Raw genomic sequence first — 20115 nt, forward strand, 5'->3', positions numbered from 1 at the left:
TGCCACCCGCCGTCTGCGTCTACATCTACGTCTACGTATTGCTGGTACCCCAGTCGTCCTCATCGTTCCCCCGCTGCTCGCGCAGCGACCGCACCCGTTCCGCGACCGGCCCCGGCAGCCGGTCCCCGACCTTGTCGGAGACCACCGCGAACGCCTTCGACGCGGCCTGCCGCCCGCCCAGCGCGGCCGACTCGGCGGTGTTCCGGACCGCGGGGTTCTGCGCGATCCGCCGGGCGCTCTTCCGGAGCTGCTCGTACCGCTCCCGCCCGGCCCGGGTGCCGAGCACATATCCCACCGCCAGTCCCGCGATGAACGTGAGCCGGTAGCGCATCGCTCCACCTTTCCTTGCCGCTCGTTCCCGTCCGGTACCGGCCGGCACCGGACGCCGGGCAGGCACCTGCCCACCGGCACCGGACCCACCCGCGGCGACCTGGTGGCGATACCGATTGGCGGAGCACCCCCCTGCTTGCGCTAATGTATGTGTCGCAGCGAGCGCACGCCGTCCGGAGCCCCGGACAGCGATGCATTCGAGGCAAGCAGAGCAGTCCCCTGTAGCTCAATTGGCAGAGCAGCCGGCTGTTAACCGGCAGGTTACTGGTTCGAGTCCAGTCGGGGGAGCTCAATCCCCTGTAGCTCAATTGGCAGAGCATTCGGCTGTTAACCGGAGGGTTACTGGTTCGAGTCCAGTCGGGGGAGCGCAAGGAACGAGGACCCCGGAAGGGGTCCTTTTTCTTGTGCCCGGGAACCGCGTACGGGGTGATCGAAGTCCTCTTGGGCGTGCAAGGTCGCCCGACGGCAGCCCGCACGGGCAGCAGATCGTATGAGCGGCTATGCTGCGGCAGACGGCGCGCACAAATGTGCGCGACGCGCCGTGAGGGGCGGTAGCTCAGCCGGTTAGAGCAGCGGACTCATAATCCGTCGGCCGTGGGTTCGAGTCCCACCCGCCCCACCACGCGGCAGGTAGCCAGCAACGCTTCTACCTGCGAAAACGAATGAACGGGGGCTGCCACTCCAGCGTGGCGGCCCCCGTTCATGCGTTCAGACCAAGGTCCAGGGACCCCACCGGGACCCGGAGGGCCCGACCCGGGTCCCTCAGTTCCCTGCCGGACGTGGTGCAGGCGGTAGAGGTCCTGCCGGGTGGTCCCGCCGGGCCGCCGGCGGACGGGTTCGAGGCCGCGTACGTCACCCGCGACGGGTCGGAGTTGCGGCGCCTGCCGGCGGACGCGGGGGCGGTGCCGTTCGAGCACACCCTCCTGTGCGGGCCTTCGCGTCCTACCCCATCTGGCTGCTCTGGGCCCCGCCAGGCGAGCCCGACCCGGGCGGCCTGCGATCAGGTGGGTGGTACTCCTGCTGCTCGTAACCCGGCCCGAAGAGAGGAGCGCCATGGCTCTCAACAGCTACGACGAATGGTCCCCCTTGCGGGAGATCATCGTTGGCTCGCCTGCGGGATACGACGGTCACGAACTGGATCTGTCTTTCCGCCTGTTCTTCAAAGTGTTCGATGAGTTCACCGATGCTTCCCGCAAGACGATCAAGAAGCGTTACGTCGAGGAACTGTGCGAAGACGTCGAGGGATTGGTCGCCGCGTTGAAGGACGCGTCGGTCACGGTCCACCGACCGCTACCGCTGACCCGCCCCGCCGACTTCCACACAGCGCACTGGCGGTCGATCGGCACTCCCGCCCTCAATGTCCGCGACCAGGCCCTCATCCTCGGCGACGAGATCATCGAGACACCGCCGCAGATCCGGGCTCGCTACTTCGAAAACGATCTGCTCAAGCCGGTCTTCGCCCAGTACTTCGCCCGCGGCGCCAAGTGGACCGTCATGCCACGGCCCGTTATGACAGATCGCTCCTTCGATCTCACCGCCGCCCGTGCCAAAGATCCCGAGCACGTCCCTGGTGATGACGAACTGCCGGTGACCGCAGCCGATATGGGGGCCGAGATGCTGTTCGACGCGGCGCAGTGTCTGCGCTTCGGTCGGGACATCATCGTCAACGCCGCCACGGCCAACCACCGGGCGGGCGTCGCATGGCTGCGCCGGTACCTCGACGGCAGGTTCCGGCTGCACACCATGCACGCGCTGGACAACAACCACATCGACACCCAAGTGCTGCCGCTGCGCCCCGGGACGCTTCTCCTGCGCAACCCCGGTGTCCTGGAATTCCTCCCCGAGCCACTGCGCCGGTGGGACCGCATCTACATGCCGGCTCCGGACCCGACCGACTTCCCCGGCTACGGATCCGACGACCTGACTCTCACCAGTCTGTACATCGACATGAACGTGCTCTCGCTCGACGAGAGCACCGTCGTCGTCAACTCCCAGGCTCCCCGGCTGATCAAGACCCTCGAATCCCACGGTTTCGATGTGGTGCCTGTCCGCCACCGGCACCGGCGACTGTTCGGCGGCGGATTCCACTGCTTCACCCTGGACACCGTGCGCGCGGGCTCCGGTCCCGAGGACTACTTCGGCCATTCCGCCCTTAAGGCGATTGACTGAAGCGACCGGTAACACGACCCATCGGGCGGCCACGACGGAATCCGCTCGATCGGCGGCGGGCGGTACGGGCCGGTCGGCCGCGGTCGACGTCGAGCAGTGCGCCTGTCCGTCTATGGCACTTTCGCTCGGCTACTCCCATCGAACCTGATTTCGGCCTTGGTTTCCGGACGTTGCGGGGGCCTTGTGGCGAGGGGATTGATGTGCCTGGCGTGAAGAGGCAGACGCGTAGGGCGGGTGTGTCTGGGGGTGCGTTATGCCCGCGGCGCTCGGAGTTCAGGAGTTTGGGGTGACGGGTGGGGCAACGGCGAAGAAGGGTCCTCCAGGGGCGGGTGCCTTGAAGACGGTCTTCCGGTGAATCGTTGCTGCTCGTCAGGCTGATCGGACGCCGTCGCGCAGGTGGGGGCACAGCCCTGACGCGCGGCATCCCCGGGCCGGCCGGTTCCCGGGACAGGTGTCCTACAGGAGGGGAGCACAATGATCCGCGCAGTGCAGGCCGGGAGCGGCAGAGCCGACGCACAAGGCGCCTCCAGCCGTGGTGGCCGACGGGTCTTTCGACATCTGGCGTTCCTGGTGGCACTCGGGGCGGCCATCGTCGGGCTTGTTGGCAGCATGACAGCCATCCCCGCCACGGCAGCCGGGGCCGAAGGGGCGACCGCAGTCTCCGCCAGGTCGACGACGACGGCCCACGACCCAGTGATCTTCGTCCATGGTTACGGCGATGACGCGAACACATGGGACGACACCATCCGCTGGTTCAAGGGCCAGGGCTACCGGGATACGGAACTGTTCAACTGGGGCTACGACTGGACCGCGTCGAACAGCGCCCATGTCGGCCGGCTGGCCGGCTTCATCCGCGACCACTTCGGGGCCGACAAGAAGATCAACATCGTGGCCCACTCCATGGGCGGCCTGCTCACCCGCAAGTACCTCAAGGACTACCCCGACCGCCAGAGCCAGGTCCTCAACTGGGCATCGCTCGGCGGCCCCAACCACGGTGCCCACAATGCCGTGTGGTGCAAGTTCTTCCCATGCGAGTGGGCCTATCCGTCTCTCACTGAAATGAGCCCCGGCTCAGACTTCCTGAACGGTCTCAACAGCGGAGACGAAACGCCCGGGCCTACGCAGTACATCACCTACGCGTCCCGCAACGATCGCGTGGTGTCCACTGGGAGCACCGCGCTCACCGGCGCGGACAACCACGTCCTTGAGGACGGGCCCAGCCATGAAGGACTGCGCAACGACTCGACTGTTCGCAGCGGTCTTCTCGCAGAATTCGACAAGCACAAGCCTGCCCCGGTCACCATCGACAAGGGTGACTATGTGATCCACGCGAAGGCTTGGCTTGAGTATTGGAACGATGGACCCGGAAAGTGCGCCGAATTGTACGGCAGCATTGACCTGCTCCATCACGGCGCGGACCGTCCCGGCCCTGAAAGCAGGGACGCCTGGAAGGTGACCGACCCCTCGGACTTCTGCGAAGGTGACACCCGGTTCGGCCGCCAGATGGACAGCATGGCTCCAGGAGCGATTGGCCAATGGGGCGACGAAAGGGGTTTCACCTTCCGGTTCGACATCAACGACTACGACTCCACGTCATCGGACGACAAGCTCGCCGCCGGCCGGGTCTCCTGGGATCCCACCATGGGCACCGGCGAGTTCGACGAATACGTCTACGGCGTGGATGAGGGCAAGGTCCATCTGCAGTACTGGGTCGAACACGCCTGAGTGAACCCCAGTCGCCGCCGAGCTCGGCGAGCGGATCGCCACCTGCGCGTTGCGGCGCTGACGCCGCCGGGCATCGGGGCAGCTACGAAAGGGACCTTATGAATCAGGTCTGTCATCACCGGCGCGGCAGAACGCGGACACGTCGATGGCTGGTGTCATCGGCACTCACAGCTGCGGCCGTAACCTGCGCCGGGAGCAGTGCGGTAACGGTGCCGACCGCGGCAGCTGAGCCACGGCCGATTGATGCGGTGAGCCCGGAACCGGGCCAGAGTGTGGAACACAGGATTCTGGCTGGTATCTACGGGAAGGGCACAGCCCCCATGTCCTTCCAGATGCTGAAGGAATCGGGAGGCACATTCACAAAGCAATGGGAGTGGGCCCCCAGCAAGGACGCGAGGGTGACTGCCCGCTCGGACCTCGATAGGTGCATGGTCCTCGACAGCCCGAGCGCGACGGAAGTAAAACGGGTCGACAGCACGCACTTCGCCGCCCTGGCCGGCGACGGGGTGGCAATCGTCAATGAGGTCCCCACTCCTCATCTGGAGACGGGCTTCTGCCTTCCCGATACGCACAACCAGCATTCCCTCGAGGTGCTCCCGGACCACCAGGTGGCAGTCAGCGAGGCGGACGGCGTGTACGTCTACGACCTGGACAAAGACCACCCAAGAGCCAAGAAGTTCGGATCGGGAAAACTCTTCAGCAGCCACACGGCGCTGTGGGACGCCGCGAGCCAGGACCTGTACGTTACCGGCACCAGTAAGGCGAAACTGCAGGGCGACGGGATCGTTGCGGTATTCCACTACGACACCGACGATCACACCCTGATCGACAATCCCCGGATTATCACCATCACCAAGGACGAGAAGGACGCCGAAGACCTCAGCGAAGCCAATACGCCACACGATCTCGCCGGTGTGCCCGGGAAGCGAGAGCTGCTCATCAGCACCGAGAACGAAGTATTCGTCTACAACCTGGACACCCAGCAACTCATCGATGCCCGCGACTACCCGTTCGACTCTCCCTACCTGGCCGAGTACAAGTCGCCCAGCCGGATCCGAAACGAGAAGGGCTACGCGACATCGCGGTTCAAATCGCTAGGGCAGTTCCCTGACGGCACCATCCTGTACACCCAGCCGACCCAGTGGGGGAGTCAGCCGGCGGCCGACCTGCCTACAGCTGTGAATCTCTACAAGGCTGGAAGCACAGACCCCGACCACCAGCCCGCATACTCCGCCAAGGGCGATCCCACCATCTACAAAGCGCGGATCTTCGACCCGACGCCCGGATGGCCGGCTGCCAGCGAATCGCTCCCAACCGCTGATTGACGCGGTGACGATCCACTAGGCCGTGAGGGTAAGGTCGCTGGCGGCCCCATCCCGGCGAAGCCCCACGTCAGAGGCGGCGGTCGGGATCGCCCTCGAATGCACCGAGACCTCGGAGCCTCTCCTGTGCTCGCTCGTGGTGTACCCGGTCTGTGCGCCCCTCATCCGCACCACTCCCCTGCGGGAGCTGCGGCAGGAACCGCTGACCGGCATTTCCACTCTCTACCTTCCGCCTGTCGGCCCACGGCCCGTCAACATGCAGACGGCCGAGCGGCTGGGGCTGGCCAGCCGGTTCTCGGGCAACGGCGCGTCCCCTGCACCGGCGGCCGACGAGGAACGCCCCCTGAGCAGGCCGGGAACGAGCGACCGCTACATGCCGACTCGTTACCCCAGCCCGTTGGCCGACTACCTGACCATTTTGGCAACCGATCCGGCCCGACTGGCCGAGCACCTCAGCGATCCCGAGGCCGCCGCTGCACAACAGACCCAACTGAGCGACGGCGAACGCTCAGCCCTCCTCGGCCGGGTCGGCGGTGTGATCCGCGAGGAGATGAAGGACACCACATTCCGATGACGCTCCGGCAGGCCGAGTGCCCGCCGGCAGGGGGCCCAGCGGACCCCACCGACAACAGCCGTACTCGCAAGGGGGAGTGACGTGCCTACCCGCCAAGCTACCGAACCACAGAGCACCCAGGTTGTCGACCTGCGGCACGCCGTCATGGACATCGCCCAGGCGTCGACCGATGTCTCCACCCTGACGGTGGAGGGTTCCGTCATCGAAGCCGAGGTCGTAGAGGAGGCCGTCCACGAGTAACGAGAGCGAGGAGCGATGCCCACGCGGACCGCGATTCGCGCGGTCTGCGTGATCGCCAGTGGAGGTGGCCGCCACCGCTTCCACAGCGACCGGCGGGTGAAGCAAGGTGAAGCAAGAGGAAACCCAGGGCGCGGCTTCACCGTGCTCGGCAGTGCCTGGCCGAGGGAATCGCCGCGGTACAGCATCTGTCGGTGGTGGAAGCGTTTCTCAGCGAAGCGTTCCGAACGGATTAGCCAGGGGGCTAGCCTCTGATCAGGCGGCTTACCTGGAATTGCGCCGCCCGGCTCCACCTCGGGCGAAGAGGTTGAGGCATCGCTTCCCCCCTGTAAGGCACTCCGCTGCGTCCATGTTCAACCGTGCTGACGAGAACATAGCTCTGACCTGCGGTAATAGGAAGCACCGGGTAGGAACAGGAAGATCACGGAAGATCCTGAAAGGACTCATCATTCGTCGGCCGTGGGTTCGAGTCCCACCCGCCCCACTCAGCGAAATCGGCATGACCTGCGCAAACGCGGTTGGAGCGGTGGTTTTGTGCGAGGTGGTGCATCGAATTGTGAGGCGGGCAACGCGTCTCCGTGCGGCCCATGAGCCTCCGCCGCCCTTGTGGCCTGGGGCTTTAAGGGGAAGCCTTGATGGGATCCTTGGTGTGGTGATCCCACGGCCCTGAAATGAACGAGTGGGTTCTGGATCACTTCGCAGGTTGAGCCAGGGCCCACGGCAGGCACTCGCCGGCGCCCGGCAAGCCAACGCGCCATCCCAGCGAGGGAGGGACCAACTCGCAGGCGCGGGGAACAGGCCGCCCGTATCGAGGGCGACATCACCGGTCCGTTCAAAGCCGGGATATGTCGCCTCCGACTCCTGGTCCGTCCGCACGCCGGTCGGGGTCTCTTGCGATCAAGCTCAGATGCCGCAGGGCGCCGGGAGCGAGTTGAGGGAGCAGCGGGATTGTGTGGGTCCACGAGTCGGTTCCCAACAGGTCGCGCACGAGGCGCCGGGCCGTTGCCTCAGCAGGGGGGCTGCCGTCGCCTGATGCCAGGGCGAGTGCCAGACAGGTCCGGACAACCCTGTCGCCGGCCCGGCTGTCCGTGGCCAGGGTTACCGGCGCACCCGCGAGATACGCAGCGGCTGCGTAGAGCGCCGTCGCTCGCCCGTCCGGTGTCCGTGCCGCCTCGGCATGGCGCCAAAGGGCGGTGGTGTCACCGTCCACGGCGGAAAGCAAGGCCAGTTCCGCGCAAGACTCTCCCCCCGGCTGGAGCGAGTGCTGCCAGCTGTTTGTCAGGCTTGCTACGGCGTGGCTATCCCTCTCGGGGAGGCAGCCAAGCCGCTGCAGCAGGGTGAGGACGGTCATGGACGGCGCGTGCCGTGGAGGGGGTGTTTCGGACAAGCGAAGTGAGGCGAGTTGCAACGCTTCGTGCAGTCGCGTGTCGGGTTGCCGGATATCCGGGTAGGCGAGCAGGAGAGCTGCAAGTTCCGGGAGGGTTCGGAGAGGGCTTCCCGCATCGATCCGTCGTATCAGATCCTCTGTGAGAGGTTCGGCGATACGTGCCGCTTCTTCGGGGCAGTGACGGGTGAGTCCGGCCGCGACGGCGGTTAGCGCCTGCCGCTTCTGCGTGGCGGTACGTCCCGTTGCGGTGGCCAAAGCCGCAGGTCCGTCTCCGGCATGGGCCAGTGCTTGGGCGACGACGTTCATCAGAGCGGGATCGGTGTTGCCGGACGTCAGACGTGCCGCCTCATGGGCGTAGCGGCCTCCCGCGTTCATGCGCCCGCCGAGAGAGCACCCGAGGGAGAGAGCTGCCAGGTGCAGCGCGCGGTCCCGTGCGCCTGCCAGGTCTGCGACGAGCGTTTCAGCTTTCCTGGAGTCGCCGGTGAACCCTAGAGCTTGAGAGAGACTTACCGTCCAGTCTTCTGGGACGGGCGGATACGACGACGGGGCGGGGGAGGCCCGCAGGGCAGTCTCCAGCAGCTCCCGGCTGCGCAGAAGATTGCCTGCCTCCAGCTGGGTGTCCGCCTCGTGAAGCAGAAGTACGTCATCACGCTGCGGCCCATCGTGGGAAGGACGCAGACCTGCGGGCAGCCGATGCCTGGATGCAGGCCGGTCCTGCCTCTGCACGCCTCCCGGTTCCTTGTGCGCCCGCTCTGCGTATTTCTTTCTCCGAGCCGCGTTCTTCTTGTCCCTGGCGTTGGCCGAGGCGGCCTCAGCCTCCTGTTCCTGGCGTTCTTCACGGGCTTCGATGAGCAGCAGAGCGCGTTCAGGGATGACATCGCCGAGTACGCCGGTAAGCAGCCCCTCGGGCAGGGACTCCAGCAGGCGGCTGATTTCCTTGAGGGCGTACCTCGTGGGCGGCATGGCGTCGTCGTCGACCGCCTGGGCGAGACGTGCCAGCGTTCCGGCCAGTTCGCGACCGAGATGTGCCTGATCGTCCTCGGGCAACGCATCAGGGTCGGCCAGGGCTTCGGTAATCCGGGCCAGTGCGTCCCGTGCCGCTTCCTGAGCCATACGCTGCCGCCTGGCAGGCAGTCTGGAAAGCGCCGACGCGGCGCGGGCGAGTACGTCGGCTGCCTCCAGCCCGTCCGAGGGGCCCAGCTTCTCGCAGATGGCCACGATGCGGCCACCGGCGTCGCTGCTGAGCGAAGGCACCGCCCGCGCCAGTGCCCCCCAGAGGTCCACCGCGGCCGCACGGTCGCGTACGCCCCCCTCGCTCAGATTCTCAGCTCGTTCGTACAGTGCTATCACGCCATCTGCGTCGTTGGCCGTGGCCAGCAGGCCGACTGCCGTGGCGAGTGTCTCCGTCCCGGCCGCCTTGTCGTGGATCACGGCCCGTAGCAGGGTTCTGGCAGCGCCCAGGTCGTTGAGTGACATGAGTGTGCGGGCGGCTTCGAGGAACCGCTTAGATGACTCGGTGTCCTGATATCCGCCGGGGAAACCCTGGTCGGTACGGGAGAGCCACTGGGCTGCCTCCAGGGCGACGGCGTCTGCGCCTTCCCGCTTTGCGTAGGTCATTTCCACCGCTACGTCCGCCAAGTGCATGGCCCTTGCGGCCATGGTCGGTGCGGAACGGGCCACGCCGCGAGCGCGCTCCACTTCGCCCAGCCGGACGAGGAGGGCGGGGGCACCTGGAGGCACCTCGCGCGACTCGCGGCGCAGGAGAGCCCGCGCCGCGATGAGCGGGACGAGCACCGCCAGGTCGCCGGGGGCGGTGTCTGAAGGGCTGATCTCTTCCTCGAGTGCGTCCAGTTGCGCGAGGGCCTTTTCCGGTCCGGCCGTGGAGGCGAGGCGGCGCAGCCGGGGCATGTCGAGAACGTACGCGGCACGTTCTGCGGCACTGGTCAGCAGCCGGAGCTGATGTGTCAAGGGGTACGGGGGCGTTCCGGGGGGCCAGCCCGCCGTGCGCCATCTCCGCGACCAGGCGAGCAGCGCACGGGTGTGCTGTGCGATCACCTGGTCTCCCAAGTCCTCACGAATTGCCTGGGCAAGGCTGGGATGCGCAAGCACGTAGGTCTGGGCTACCGGATCGTCGAGGATGAGGGAGCGCCCCGCCGGCCCCTGTATCAGGCGGTTGACCCAGTCGGGCGGGAGCCCGGCCAGCTCCGCGAGGTCCGCCGTACGGAGGCCACCGCCCGACGCGGCGAGCAGTCCCGCGACCGATTCACCCAGAGCGGCGGGGTCCCGCCGGACCTGGCGTACCCCTTCGACAGGTGCGAGAGCGCGCAGATGTGCGCGTTGGCGCAGCGGATGTCGTGCGGGGAGGTCATCGGGATAGCGCACGCCGCGCCTGAAGGAGACGATGACCCGCATGCCGGGAGGCGGAGCAGCGGGTAGGAGCGCGGCGATGCTGCCACGGACAATGCCTGGCAGGCTTGTGCCTCCGGTCGCGGGCGGTTCGCCGGCGGCCGTGAGTCCTGACCACGCCACGTCGTCATCGAGGCCGTCGACCACCAGCAATAGCTTGCGCCCGTGCTTCCTGCTCGTCTCGGCGGCCGCGGCAAAGAGGCGTTTCCATTGCTGGACACCGCGAGGCATCGGTTGCTCGGGCGAACGGAGTAGCGCCCTGATCTGATCAGCCATGTGCTTTTCGAACTCAGCGCGTGTGTCGGTGCCATGTGCGGAGACGAAGAAGTTCAAGACGTCGGTGTTGAGTGGCGGCCGCTGTACGTAGTCGGCGAGCAGGACGGTCTTGCCCACGGGGGAGTCGGCGTGCCAGCACAGGTACGACGGCGCCGTGGAACGGGCGTCGCTGATGAACGCGTTCATGGCCGCACGTTCGCCCTCTCGCCCGCGGAGACCGTCCACGGCAGCGTCAACGGCGGGCATGTGAGGGCGGACGAACCGGTGGTCCGGGTCCTTCTCCCGGACCAGGGAGAGCTGGCGGTTCCGCCTAGTGGTCCCCTCCTCCTGCGCGGCATGCAGCGCGATCTCCCACTCGGTATCCGTATGGACCGGGCGACCGGCGGCCTGCTGCAACTTCCTTACCAGAGCCCAGAATTGATCTGTGCTCTCGGCTGACGGGGCGGTTCTGCCGTTGCGCCAGTCTCCCAGCGTGGAACGAGAAAGCCCCAGCTCCTGAGCTCGCGGCTGCCCCGCCGCCTCCCACAAGCACCTCAGCATGGCGCCCAGTCTCGTGCGTGCCGTTCGCTCCGTATCGGCCATCGATCCCCCTCTCGGCTCGCAGCGACGGAAAACTCGGTCGGCGTCGTCAATAATCTGCCGCCTGAGCTGCGGAAACGGCTCGCATGCTGGAAGGCGCAACTCGCCGTCGTCCCGCCGTCTCGCGACTGTGGAGCCATCACAGCGCAGCCGAATCCGGCCCTGAGACAGAAGGATGGCCCGTGTCCGAGATTTCCCAACTGCTTCACTATGCCGCAGCTCTGAGCGGGTGTGCCGGCCTGCTGTATGCGGGCGTCCTGTTCGTCGTCGCCCTTGTCTCCGTCCTGGCCCCTACGCCGGAACGCCGCAAGGATGCCCGTACCACTCTCACCATCCTGGTGCGGCGCCGCCAGCGGTGAGTGGGATGCGCCCCGGAGCCCTCGTGCGACAGAGCCCGCGCCTGGGCCCAGGGCCCGCATCGCACACTCGAGCGCCACGCCGTGACGGCACTCAACTCGACAGCTTCAGGCGCAGCGCCCTGGGATATCGCAAGGTCCGATTGTCCGAACTCGTCGGTAATACAGGCCAGTTGAGATATAAAGGCATCCGTGCGGGCTTCTGCTGCTGGCCGTATCGGTGCCTCCCGTTCCGCAACCGCAGGACGGGAGGCGCTGATACGGAGGATGTTCATGGGCAGAGCTGCGCGCGCATGGCTGGGACGCCATGGATGGGAGCTGGTTCTCATCGTGGCTGCCGCGGTGATCAGCAACGTGGTCGATCACCTCTGGTAGACGGCCGTTCTTGGCGCAACCACGGCGCCAAGAACGGCCTGCCCCGGCAACGAGTGGTTCCCGTCCCGTGCGCGCGGAACGGGAACCACTCCATGGCCTCGCCGGTCTGCCGGTGCGGCCATGCCGAGACTGCCGATCCTTCGGCAATCTCCCACTGTAAGTGCCCGATCCGTGCAGCTCCAGGTCAACAGCCAGGTGCTTCTTCGAAGGAGAGTCGAGCGCAAAACCAAGGGAGCGTTCCCGCAAACAGCGGGAGTGGCCCGTCGACGGCATCAGGGGCTTCGCCTGAGTTCTTCCCCGCTTGTGCGGGGGCTGTTCCAGTCCCCTGGCGACAAGGGGATCCCGATCTGGAGAACGCTCCCGGCGACGATCACCGTCGTCGGCTTGTTCACCGTTCGCCGGAATCGGCGCCGTGTCCACTGTCCATGAGCGAAAGAGGGTAGTCAGGAATTGTCCGATGCTCCCCCGCCCGGGCCTGCCGAGCAGCGCATCAGCTGGGACCCGCGTCGTAAGCCCTGCATACCCGCCGTATCCGTCGACGGAGCGATTGCCCATCACTCCCTGTGCGCGCTCCTTGCCGGGGCCGACGAACTGGCCGCCCTCGACTGCGCGTCACCCGGTGAGAACGTCGCCGTCATCGAGCACCTGCTGGCCGTCTGCTTCGCGTCCGGTACCTGCCCGTCTTCGGACGAGGAATGGCGTGCCTGGGTGGTCGGCAAGCAGGACCTCGCACCGGCGGCCGCGTGGCTGGCCCGGCAACCGGACGACGCCTGGGACCTGTTCCACCCCACGGCCCCCCTGGTGCAGAACTCCCTCCTAGCGGCGGATCTCGTCGAGAGCGGCACCGGAACGGCCCAGCTGGTCATCGAACACGCAGGGGACTACAACCAGCACTTCGACCATCACCACCTTGAACTCGACAACCCGCTCCCGGCGGCAGACGCCTTCCGCGCCACGCTCACGCAACACGTGTACGGCCCTTATGGGCGGGCTCGCATGTCCGGGAAGCGGCTCGGCGCCAAGGTGACCAATCTCGCCGCTGGCCGGCTCACGGGAAGGATCCGCGTCGTCGCCCTGGGGCAGACGCTCGGCGAGACACTGCGCCTCAACCTCTACCCGGCGGACGGCCCGGGGGATTCGCTCAACACGTCCTGGACCACCGGCGAGCGCCGTACGTTCAGGGAGAAGGCGAAGCCCAGAGTGCCGCGGAGTTCCGCGGACCTTCACAGCGCCCTGGGGCGGTCCGTGCTTTTACGCCCGGGCCGTGGACCGCAAGGGCAGATCGTCGTCGACAGGGTCCTGATCGGCGCCGGCGAGATCCTGGAACTCGACCCGGACCGGCACCTCCAGGACGCCGTGTTCAGCAAGACGACGAACGGCCTGAAGAAGCCGTTGTGGCCGTCCCCCAGCAGGGCGCTGTGGCAGGAAGCCCACGCTCTCTACAGCGCCGTAAGGGACGACCGAATCGGTCTGTACGCGCGGCTCCGCTCCTTGCCCTACGAGCGAAGGGGGACTGGCGCCCCGTACCAGTTGTGGGCAGTGGGACTGCTGGCGAACAAGAGCCTGCCCGTCGCCTGGACGCACGGTGCCTACCCCTACGCCCCGGGCATGGCCGCCCACCTCTACCGAGCCTCCCGTCGGGGCTCCGACATCGCCGAATACATCGCAAGGAGCTTGAAGAACGCGGCCGTCCTGGCTGCAGAGACGGCCTTTCCAGCCATGCGGGGTGCGGACGAGGCCGGTCAGGTGGCACGACTCGATGCCCGGTGGGCGTTCTGGCCCGCTGCGGAGGACCCCTTCCACGAGCTGCTGGACGAAGTGGTCGACAGGGGGCCGGAGGACGACGACCCGGCGTCGGAGCCCCTCGTTGCCTACGCACAGGGCTTATTGGCGACAGCTCGCACCCAAATGCTTCAGCGTCTCGACACTTTGCCCCCGAACGACCGCAACCACCGCGCGCGGGCCCGGGCCGTGGGGCGCTTCGACGAGGACATGTCCAACGACTGGGCCCCGGCCGAACTGCGAGGGGAGATCGCGCGTGACTGAGCACAGCCTGTCCGCCGGAACAGATCAGGAGCCCCCTCGGGTCCTGCACGACAGCGTGGCCCTCACCGCCTGGCTCACCACTCTGGTCCGCAACCGCGAGTACGGGACCCTCGCCGAACTGCGCCGGGCCAGAGGCGGCACCAACGCCCACATCCGCGCGGGCTGGTACGGCGGCGACGAACACCGCGATCTGTTCGAACGGATGGCCTTCCTGTTCGCCATCTACCACCAAGGGCGCTCCACGCCCTCATACGGCCACGGCAGCCTTGGCGCCGCGGCCCGTCGTATCGGAGACGGAACCGGACGTGGGCCCGACAACCCCGGAGCCCAGCGCCTCCTGAACCGTATCGTCGCCAGTCGGCGCATCCCCTGGCGCCACCTCCAGCATGCGGTCACCCGCCTGCGGGCCTGCGAACAGCAGCCGCCGTCCTGGACCGAACTGACCGAGGACCTCATCAACTGGAACGACCGCAAGGCGCGCATCGCCTACGGGTGGTCGGTCGAGTTCCACACCCCGCCGGCACGAGGCCGGGAATCACAGAATGAACCGACGACGCGGAAGGACACCACCTCGTGATCGAGGCACCTCGGAGCCAGTTCCTCTCACTGCACCTCATCGAGACCCTCGCGGCGGTCCTTCCGGTACGCGACGAGAATGCGCAGCCCAAGACCCTTGTCTTCGGAGGCGTGGAACGCCACATGATCACCAGCCAGGCACGCCGACGTGCCGAGCGGGTCCACGCACGCAACCGTGCCAACGCGGGCCGCGGGGCGCTCAAGGAACGGAGCATGGGTGTCCGCACCCGGGAGTGGGCGATCCTGGCCGGACGTGAACTTGAGTCCGCTCACGGATGGGATAAGGAGAAGGCCCTGGTCACGGCCCGTGCGGTGATGGAGGCGAGCGGGCTTAAATTCGGCGACCCGAAGAAGAAGACAGTAGCCAACCTGACGAGGGTGCTTGTCTTCGCGCCGTCAGATGCCGCTGTGAGGATCGCGGGGCACATCGCGGATCAGGCGGCGGAGATCGAAGAGTGGCGCGACGCGTACCTCGAAGCTCAGGCCGGCGCAGAAGCGGCGAAGAAGGCACGTCGCGGAGCCAGGAAGAAGGCCGCATCATCGCCCGAGGCGGAAGAGACGGAGGGGACCTCCACGGCGGAAGCTGCCGCGTCCGTCCCGCTACCGCCGCTGCCCAAGGCGACGCGCGATGCCGTTCTGCTCGCTCTCGCTCCCCGTGACGCCGTGGACATCGCTCTCTACGGCCGTTTTCTGGCCGAGATCCCCGACTCTCCGAATGTCGACGGTGCCGTCCAGACCGGGCATGCCTTCACCGTCCACGAGGCTGAGCAGATCGAGGACTTCTATGCGGCGGCCGACGATGCGAAGCTGGATCGCAAGCGCAATGCCCTCAGCTTTCTCGACGCCGCCGATGACGCGGGCGCTGGTATGACCGGCTACCAGTCGCTGATCTCGGGCACCTTCTACCGGCACGCCGTCCTTGACCGCGCGCAACTGCGCACCAATCTGCGGGCGGCCGGAATGGACGAGCAGGAGGCCGATACGGCCGCCTCCGAAGCCGAAGAGGAGTTCGTGAACGCCTTCGTGGAGGCGTTCCCGGAGGCGAAGAAGAACTCCACCGCCTCTACCGGGTCGTTGCCTATGCTCGTTCTCGCGTTCGAGGGGGAACGCCCCTACAACTACGCGTCTGCCTTCCAGCGGCCGGTGGACGAAGGCCCTGTTTCTGCCGGCGGGGAGGGACCGGCTGGGCCTGCGGCCGTTCGCAGGCTGCTGCGCCATCACACCTTCGTCAGCCGTCGCCGCGAGGACCTGCGCACCGCGCGGGTACTCACCTACGACCCCGAAATCGACATGCTTCTGGGCGAACTGGGCTTGCCGGATTCACTGACCGTGGTGGAGCGAACCGAGGACCTCACCCCGTGAACGGCCCACACGTTCTGCTCGTCCGGCTGGCCGGTCCCCTGCAGTCCTGGGGCCTCACCGGCCGGTTCGCACGCCGCGACACACACACCCGTCCCACCAAATCCGGTGTGATCGGCTTGTGCGCCGCAGCTCTCGGCCTCCGCCGGGAGGAGCCCCTCGGGGAACTTGCGGAGGTTCTCTTCGGGGTCCGCGCCGACCGGCCCGGCACGCCGCTTCGCGACTACCACACGGTCGGCGGAGGTACTTATCCTCTGCGCCCTCGCGACCTCCTCACCGACCACCATCGTGCCGAGGAAGCCGCGACCGCTTCGATGCTGAATTCAGAGCCCGGCCCGTTCGGCCGCGGGGAGTTGGAAGCCTGGTACGGCTCACCGAAGTACGTTACCGCGGACCCGGTATCGGGAGCCCTCATCTCCGGAAAGGTCCGCCGTCACGCTCTGATCACAGAGCGTTGGTATCTCGCTGACGCCGCCTTCCTCGTCGGCCTTGAGCACCCCGACGCGGCACTCCTGGAGCGGATCGCTCATGCACTGGAGCACCCCAAGCGGTTGCTCTGGCTCGGCCGTAAGGCATGCCCGCCCTCGGGTGACCTCGCCCTCGGAGTCGTTCCAGGCACCCTCCGGGAAGCGTTCGAGACACATGCCTTGCTCCCCGAGGATCCTTGCTACGAAGGAGAGCCGCCGGCTTCGGTGACAGACGTACGTCCGTGGGCCTGGATCGAGAGTCCGTGCCCGCTCCCTGGCATCGGGGCCCTGTCGGACCAGCCTGTGCGGTTCGGCGCGGACGGAGGCGTTCACAGCCTCCGTTGGGAGACCCGTCACCGCATCACTATTGCCTCGCACGCCCGTGGATGGGACATCATTCTGTGAACACGACAGCCGCCACGTCGCCTGCACCTTCAGGCCCGGGTGGTGCCGCCAGGTTCGTCGCCACGCAGAGCCTGCTTGCTCTGGACGCCCGGCATCCTTTTGCCGCGAAATCGCTCATCGACGCACAGGACATGCACCGGACCGTCATGAGCGGTTTCCCCGGCTGGGTGGACGATGGCAGTCCCGACGCCCGCTCCCAGATGGGCATCCTGTCGACCTGGACAGTCGATCTCCGGCAGGCACGGCTCAACCTGGTGGTCCAGTCCTCGGTCCCGGCCGACTGGAGCGGTGTGCCCCGGGGCGCCCTGGCCGAGGCGCCGGAGACCCTCACCGTCGACCGCACTTTCCGCATCGGTGACCGTGTCGACTTCCGTACGGTCGTCAATCCGGTCCGCAGCATTCCGCCCACACCGGGCTCACCGCCGAAAACCCGCGGCGTCCGTGTCCCCCACACCCGTCCCGAGCACGTGAAGACGTGGTTCTCGCACCGCCTGCAACCATCCGGGGAGCCCGCGGTCGCCCCCAACGGTGTCACCCGCATCGGCGCTGACGCGGACACCGAGCGGCTCGCTCTGCGCATGCTTCCGCGAGTCTCCAGTCCGGCACCGCATAAGGGTCTGCGCATTGCTCGTGCGGAGATCAAGGGCACGCTCACGGTGACCGACCCGAAGACGTTCGTCGCCGCCCTCACACAGGGCATCGGTCACGCGCGTGCCTACAGCTGCGGACTGATACTCGTGCGCTGAACAGGGGGTGTTGGGCTCCTGAGGCCCGCGGAGATGCTCCCTGTCCCGCCTGGAAGGGCGAGAGCGGGCCGGTGGTGGTCATCGCGCACGAGGGGTTTCCGCCCCACCGCCGGGGCGGCCCCCGTTCATCCGTCCAGACCAAGATCCAACGGACGTGCGGACAGGCCGTCGGCCGGAACCCTCATGCGCCCGCCGCGACGCCTGCCGGAAGCCGGGCCGGGTGCCTCCCTGGAGCGCGGACATCGCGGCCTCGGGGAAGGCGACGTGGGCCCGGACCGCAGGCGGGGGTGGACGGTGTCAAGCTCGGCGACGTCGGTAGCGCCCGGCCCGTGTAACCTCACGCTCAACCTTCAGAGGGAGAAGGTGGCCCCGGAGCGGCGAATTCGGCCCCGCGGCTCAGTCCCGGTCGCAAGATGACGCGGACAAGATGAATTGCCTGGACTGACTGAAAGCGAATCGCCACAGGAAGTGAACTTCCCTCGCGCAGCACGCTCCGAACGACCCGAAGTCACCTGACAACTGGTAGCGTCGAGCGGCCTGTATCACGATCGACAGAGCAGGTCATGGCATGACGCCTCCCCTCGACCGGGGCACTCTTGAGGCCGAGTTCGGCCCGGAAGGGCTGGTCACCCTGCCAGCGGGGTTGTTGGACGGTGTCCAGCACGAACCCAGCTCCCACTTCCTGCGCCACGTCGGCATCCCATCCCGCCCTAATCCCTGGTTCGACCTCATCGAGGCGGCCTCCGAAAAACTCCGGAGGGTGGGCGACTGCTATGACGACGGGGGGCGAGGTCTATCCGCTCAACAGGAATCTGCACGCTTTCGGTCACTTCCTCTGTCTCCTTGAGGTGGAGCGGCCGAAGTGGGATTTCGAATCCGAACGGCATTCCCCAGCCCCGGAGGGGCTGCTCGGCGACTGGCTGAGCAGCTTCTGGAAATCGACCCCGAAGCTCTGGAAGAGAGTCATTCGCGGTGGCATGACATCCTGGAATATGTGGCCTACCTGGATGCTCGATGGATTTTCCAGCAGCACGTCATGCAGATGGCGGGACGATTCCCGTGGCCGCCCTTGATGGCTCGGGAAGCGGGCGAGGGGTGAGTAGCCGGCGGCCGCTCGCCCCAGCCCTCGGGGTCGGCCGGGCCGGGCGTCAGATGATCGGGGGGCGGCCCAGGCGGGTCATGCGCCAGACGGTGCGCCAGCGCATGGGCTTGCGGCGGCCGCATGGTGTCCGTACGCCCTCGGCGAAGCCGGCGGCCCAGGCGCGCAGGCCCGCCGCGGAGCGGGTGCGGACGGCCGTCAGGCCCGCCCAGACGCCGAGGTAGACCGGGACCAGTACGGCCGGGAGGTGGCGCTTGGCCAGCCAGACGCGGTTGCGGGCGACCATCCGGTGGTAGACCGCGTGCCGGGTCGGCGAGGTGTACGGGTGCTGGAGGACGATCTCCGGGGCGTAGCGGACGCGCCAGCCGTCGTCGAGCGCCCGCCAGGCCAGGTCGGTCTCCTCGTGGGCGTAGAAGAACTCGTCGGGCCAGCCGCCGACGCGGTCCAGCATCGGCACCGACAGCGCGTGCCCGCCGCCCAGGAACGTGGTGACCAGCCCGCCCTGCTTCGGGTCGCCGACCCGGAGGCGCGGGACGTGGCGGCGCTGGGTGCGGCCCAGTTCGTCGGCGATCCGGAAGCTGACGATGCCCAACTTCGGGTCGCTTGCGTAGAGTTCCGCGAGCCGGCTGAAGACGTCGTCGCTGATCAGCAGGCCGTCGTCGTCGAGGTCGACCACCACGTCGAGGTCGCCGAGCTTGCGCAGCTCGTCCAGGGCGACGTTCCGGCCGCCGGAGACGCCGAGGTTCTCGCTCAGCGCGACGCCGGTGACGCCGTCGGGCAGCGGGGGCAGCGGCGAGCCGTTGCCGACGACCACGATGTGGGTCGCGGGGAGGTCCTGCCTCGCCACCGAATCCAGCAGTTCCTGCAGCTCGGTGGGGCGGTTCCCCATGGTCAAGATGGCGACGCCTACGCGCAGCTGACGCACAGATGAACACTCCGTTCTTGGCGGTCTCCCCAGCGATGCTAGCCGCCGCAGGGGGCGGTGCGTGCCATGGCGCGGGGGTGGGGCCGGGGGCGTGGGGGTAGGGGCTGCGGGGCGGGGATGGGGCTGAGGGGCGCGGGTGCGCCGGGAGGGGTGTGGTGGTGAGGGTGGATGCCGAGGGGCTGTTGGGGCCTATTGACGAGTCCATGGCGCGGTTGGTGCGTACGGCGGGGAAGTTGACCGATGAGCAGGTGCGGGGGATGTCGCTGGTGCCGCCCTGGACGCGCGGCCACGTCCTCACCCATGTCGCGCGGGCCGCCGACAGCCTGTGCCGGCTGCTCGAAGGGGCGCGGACGGGCCGGGCGATCCCGCAGTACGCGAGCATGGCGGCCCGGGAGGCGGAGATCGAGGCGGGGGCGGGGCGGCCGGTCGCCGTACTGCTGGATGACGTGGCGGCCGGCGCCGCCCGGCTGGACGCCGCCGTCCGGAGCCTCCCGGAGGGCGCCTGGCGGCGCCGCGTACGGCTGCGGACCGGGGAACTCCGTACGCCGGGCAGCCTGCTCGCCACCAGGCTCCGCGAACTGGAGGTGCACCACGCCGACCTCGCCGCTGGTTACACCTTCGCCGACGTGCCGGAACGTATCGCCCGCTGGATCATCGAGGACTTCGCCGAAGCCGTGTCCCGTAGGCCGGAGGCCCTCCCGGCCCTGCGTATCGAGGCGACGGACGCGGAGGTGGTGGTGGAGTTGGGTGGGGGAG

General features: G+C 67.6%; 16 protein-coding genes and 3 tRNA genes. 16 read left to right on the forward strand and 3 right to left on the reverse strand.

Going from position 1 to position 20115, the window contains the following annotated elements; genetic code table 11:
- Nucleotides 1-31: 31 nt before the first annotated feature.
- Nucleotides 32-331: a hypothetical protein gene (locus tag ADL22_RS22155; protein ID WP_066982486.1), complete on the reverse strand. Its 300-nt coding sequence runs from the start codon at nucleotides 329-331 to the stop codon at nucleotides 32-34.
- A gap of 214 nt (nucleotides 332-545) precedes the next feature.
- Between ADL22_RS22155 and ADL22_RS22160 the strand changes: the two genes are divergently transcribed.
- The 8 genes from ADL22_RS22160 to ADL22_RS35465 all read left to right on the forward strand — a co-directional run bounded on the left by ADL22_RS22160 (nucleotide 546) and on the right by ADL22_RS35465 (nucleotide 6360).
- Nucleotides 546-618: transfer RNA gene (locus tag ADL22_RS22160), tRNA-Asn, on the forward strand.
- 5 nt (nucleotides 619-623) lie between these two features.
- A tRNA-Asn gene (locus ADL22_RS22165) sits at nucleotides 624-696 on the forward strand.
- Between the two features lie 179 nt (nucleotides 697-875).
- Nucleotides 876-952: transfer RNA gene (locus ADL22_RS22170), tRNA-Ile, on the forward strand.
- A 431-nt stretch (nucleotides 953-1383) separates the two neighbouring features.
- Entirely contained in the window at nucleotides 1384-2499 is a 1116-nt protein-coding gene (locus ADL22_RS22175) for a glycine amidinotransferase (protein ID WP_066982490.1), read from the forward strand.
- Nucleotides 2500-2973: 474 nt separating this feature from the next.
- Entirely contained in the window at nucleotides 2974-4224 is a 1251-nt protein-coding gene (locus ADL22_RS22180; protein ID WP_066982492.1) for an esterase/lipase family protein, read from the forward strand.
- Between the two features lie 428 nt (nucleotides 4225-4652).
- The gene (locus ADL22_RS22185; RefSeq protein WP_159048705.1) at nucleotides 4653-5549 is read left to right on the forward strand and encodes a hypothetical protein; all 897 of its coding nucleotides are present in this window, start codon (nucleotides 4653-4655) and stop codon (nucleotides 5547-5549) included.
- Nucleotides 5550-5682: 133 nt separating this feature from the next.
- Nucleotides 5683-6120, forward strand: a complete 438-nt coding sequence (locus tag ADL22_RS22190; protein WP_159048706.1) for a hypothetical protein — start codon at nucleotides 5683-5685, stop codon at nucleotides 6118-6120.
- A gap of 81 nt (nucleotides 6121-6201) precedes the next feature.
- Complete coding sequence (locus tag ADL22_RS35465; RefSeq protein ID WP_159048707.1) at nucleotides 6202-6360, forward strand: hypothetical protein; 159 nt, start codon at nucleotides 6202-6204, stop codon at nucleotides 6358-6360.
- Between the two features lie 829 nt (nucleotides 6361-7189).
- Here ADL22_RS35465 and ADL22_RS22195 read toward each other — a convergent pair.
- A complete protein-coding gene (locus ADL22_RS22195; protein ID WP_159048708.1) occupies nucleotides 7190-10612 on the reverse strand; it encodes a hypothetical protein in 3423 nt (1140 codons plus the stop codon).
- Between the two features lie 575 nt (nucleotides 10613-11187).
- Here ADL22_RS22195 and ADL22_RS35805 point away from each other — a divergent pair.
- The 7 genes from ADL22_RS35805 to ADL22_RS36340 all read left to right on the forward strand — a co-directional run bounded on the left by ADL22_RS35805 (nucleotide 11188) and on the right by ADL22_RS36340 (nucleotide 18182).
- Entirely contained in the window at nucleotides 11188-11364 is a 177-nt protein-coding gene (locus ADL22_RS35805; RefSeq protein WP_199836356.1) for a hypothetical protein, read from the forward strand.
- 822 nt (nucleotides 11365-12186) lie between these two features.
- The gene (locus ADL22_RS22200) at nucleotides 12187-13782 is read left to right on the forward strand and encodes a type I-E CRISPR-associated protein Cse1/CasA (protein WP_234430804.1); all 1596 of its coding nucleotides are present in this window, start codon (nucleotides 12187-12189) and stop codon (nucleotides 13780-13782) included.
- Nucleotides 13775-14359: a type I-E CRISPR-associated protein Cse2/CasB gene (gene casB, locus ADL22_RS22205; protein WP_079064335.1), complete on the forward strand. Its 585-nt coding sequence runs from the start codon at nucleotides 13775-13777 to the stop codon at nucleotides 14357-14359. The genes ADL22_RS22200 and casB overlap by 8 nt, the downstream gene beginning before the upstream one ends.
- Nucleotides 14356-15720, forward strand: coding sequence for a type I-E CRISPR-associated protein Cas7/Cse4/CasC (locus ADL22_RS22210; RefSeq protein WP_066982503.1), 1365 nt, complete (start codon nucleotides 14356-14358; stop codon nucleotides 15718-15720). Before casB ends, ADL22_RS22210 begins: the two co-directional genes overlap by 4 nt.
- A complete protein-coding gene (cas5e, locus tag ADL22_RS22215; protein WP_066982506.1) occupies nucleotides 15717-16589 on the forward strand; it encodes a type I-E CRISPR-associated protein Cas5/CasD in 873 nt (290 codons plus the stop codon). Before ADL22_RS22210 ends, cas5e begins: the two co-directional genes overlap by 4 nt.
- The gene (locus ADL22_RS22220; protein ID WP_066982509.1) at nucleotides 16586-17335 is read left to right on the forward strand and encodes a type I-E CRISPR-associated protein Cas6/Cse3/CasE; all 750 of its coding nucleotides are present in this window, start codon (nucleotides 16586-16588) and stop codon (nucleotides 17333-17335) included. The genes cas5e and ADL22_RS22220 overlap by 4 nt, the downstream gene beginning before the upstream one ends.
- A gap of 568 nt (nucleotides 17336-17903) precedes the next feature.
- Nucleotides 17904-18182, forward strand: a complete 279-nt coding sequence (locus tag ADL22_RS36340) for an SUKH-4 family immunity protein (protein WP_234430805.1) — start codon at nucleotides 17904-17906, stop codon at nucleotides 18180-18182.
- Nucleotides 18183-18483: 301 nt separating this feature from the next.
- Here ADL22_RS36340 and ADL22_RS22225 read toward each other — a convergent pair whose 3' ends face one another.
- Nucleotides 18484-19359, reverse strand: coding sequence for a glycosyltransferase family 2 protein (locus ADL22_RS22225; RefSeq protein WP_066982512.1), 876 nt, complete (start codon nucleotides 19357-19359; stop codon nucleotides 18484-18486).
- Nucleotides 19360-19592: 233 nt separating this feature from the next.
- Between ADL22_RS22225 and ADL22_RS22230 the strand changes: the two genes are divergently transcribed.
- Nucleotides 19593-20115: maleylpyruvate isomerase N-terminal domain-containing protein (locus tag ADL22_RS22230; RefSeq protein WP_159048709.1), on the forward strand; the 523-nt coding region annotated here is incomplete at its 3' end.

Source organism: Streptomyces sp. NRRL F-4489 (assembly GCF_001509485.1).
Taxonomy (GTDB): domain Bacteria; phylum Actinomycetota; class Actinomycetes; order Streptomycetales; family Streptomycetaceae; genus Streptomyces.

Bases quoted from the DNA above. Each gene is read 5' to 3' on its own strand.
- ADL22_RS22155 (WP_066982486.1), bottom strand. From the start codon at position 331: ATGCGCTACCGGCTCACGTTCATCGCGGGACTGGCGGTGGGATATGTG.
- ADL22_RS22175 (WP_066982490.1), top strand. From the start codon at position 1,384: ATGGCTCTCAACAGCTACGACGAATGGTCCCCCTTGCGGGAGATCATC.
- ADL22_RS22180 (WP_066982492.1), top strand. From the start codon at position 2,974: ATGATCCGCGCAGTGCAGGCCGGGAGCGGCAGAGCCGACGCACAAGGC.
- ADL22_RS22185 (WP_159048705.1), top strand. From the start codon at position 4,653: ATGGTCCTCGACAGCCCGAGCGCGACGGAAGTAAAACGGGTCGACAGC.
- ADL22_RS22195 (WP_159048708.1), bottom strand. From the start codon at position 10,612: ATGAACGCGTTCATCAGCGACGCCCGTTCCACGGCGCCGTCGTACCTG.
- ADL22_RS36340 (WP_234430805.1), top strand. From the start codon at position 17,904: ATGACGCCTCCCCTCGACCGGGGCACTCTTGAGGCCGAGTTCGGCCCG.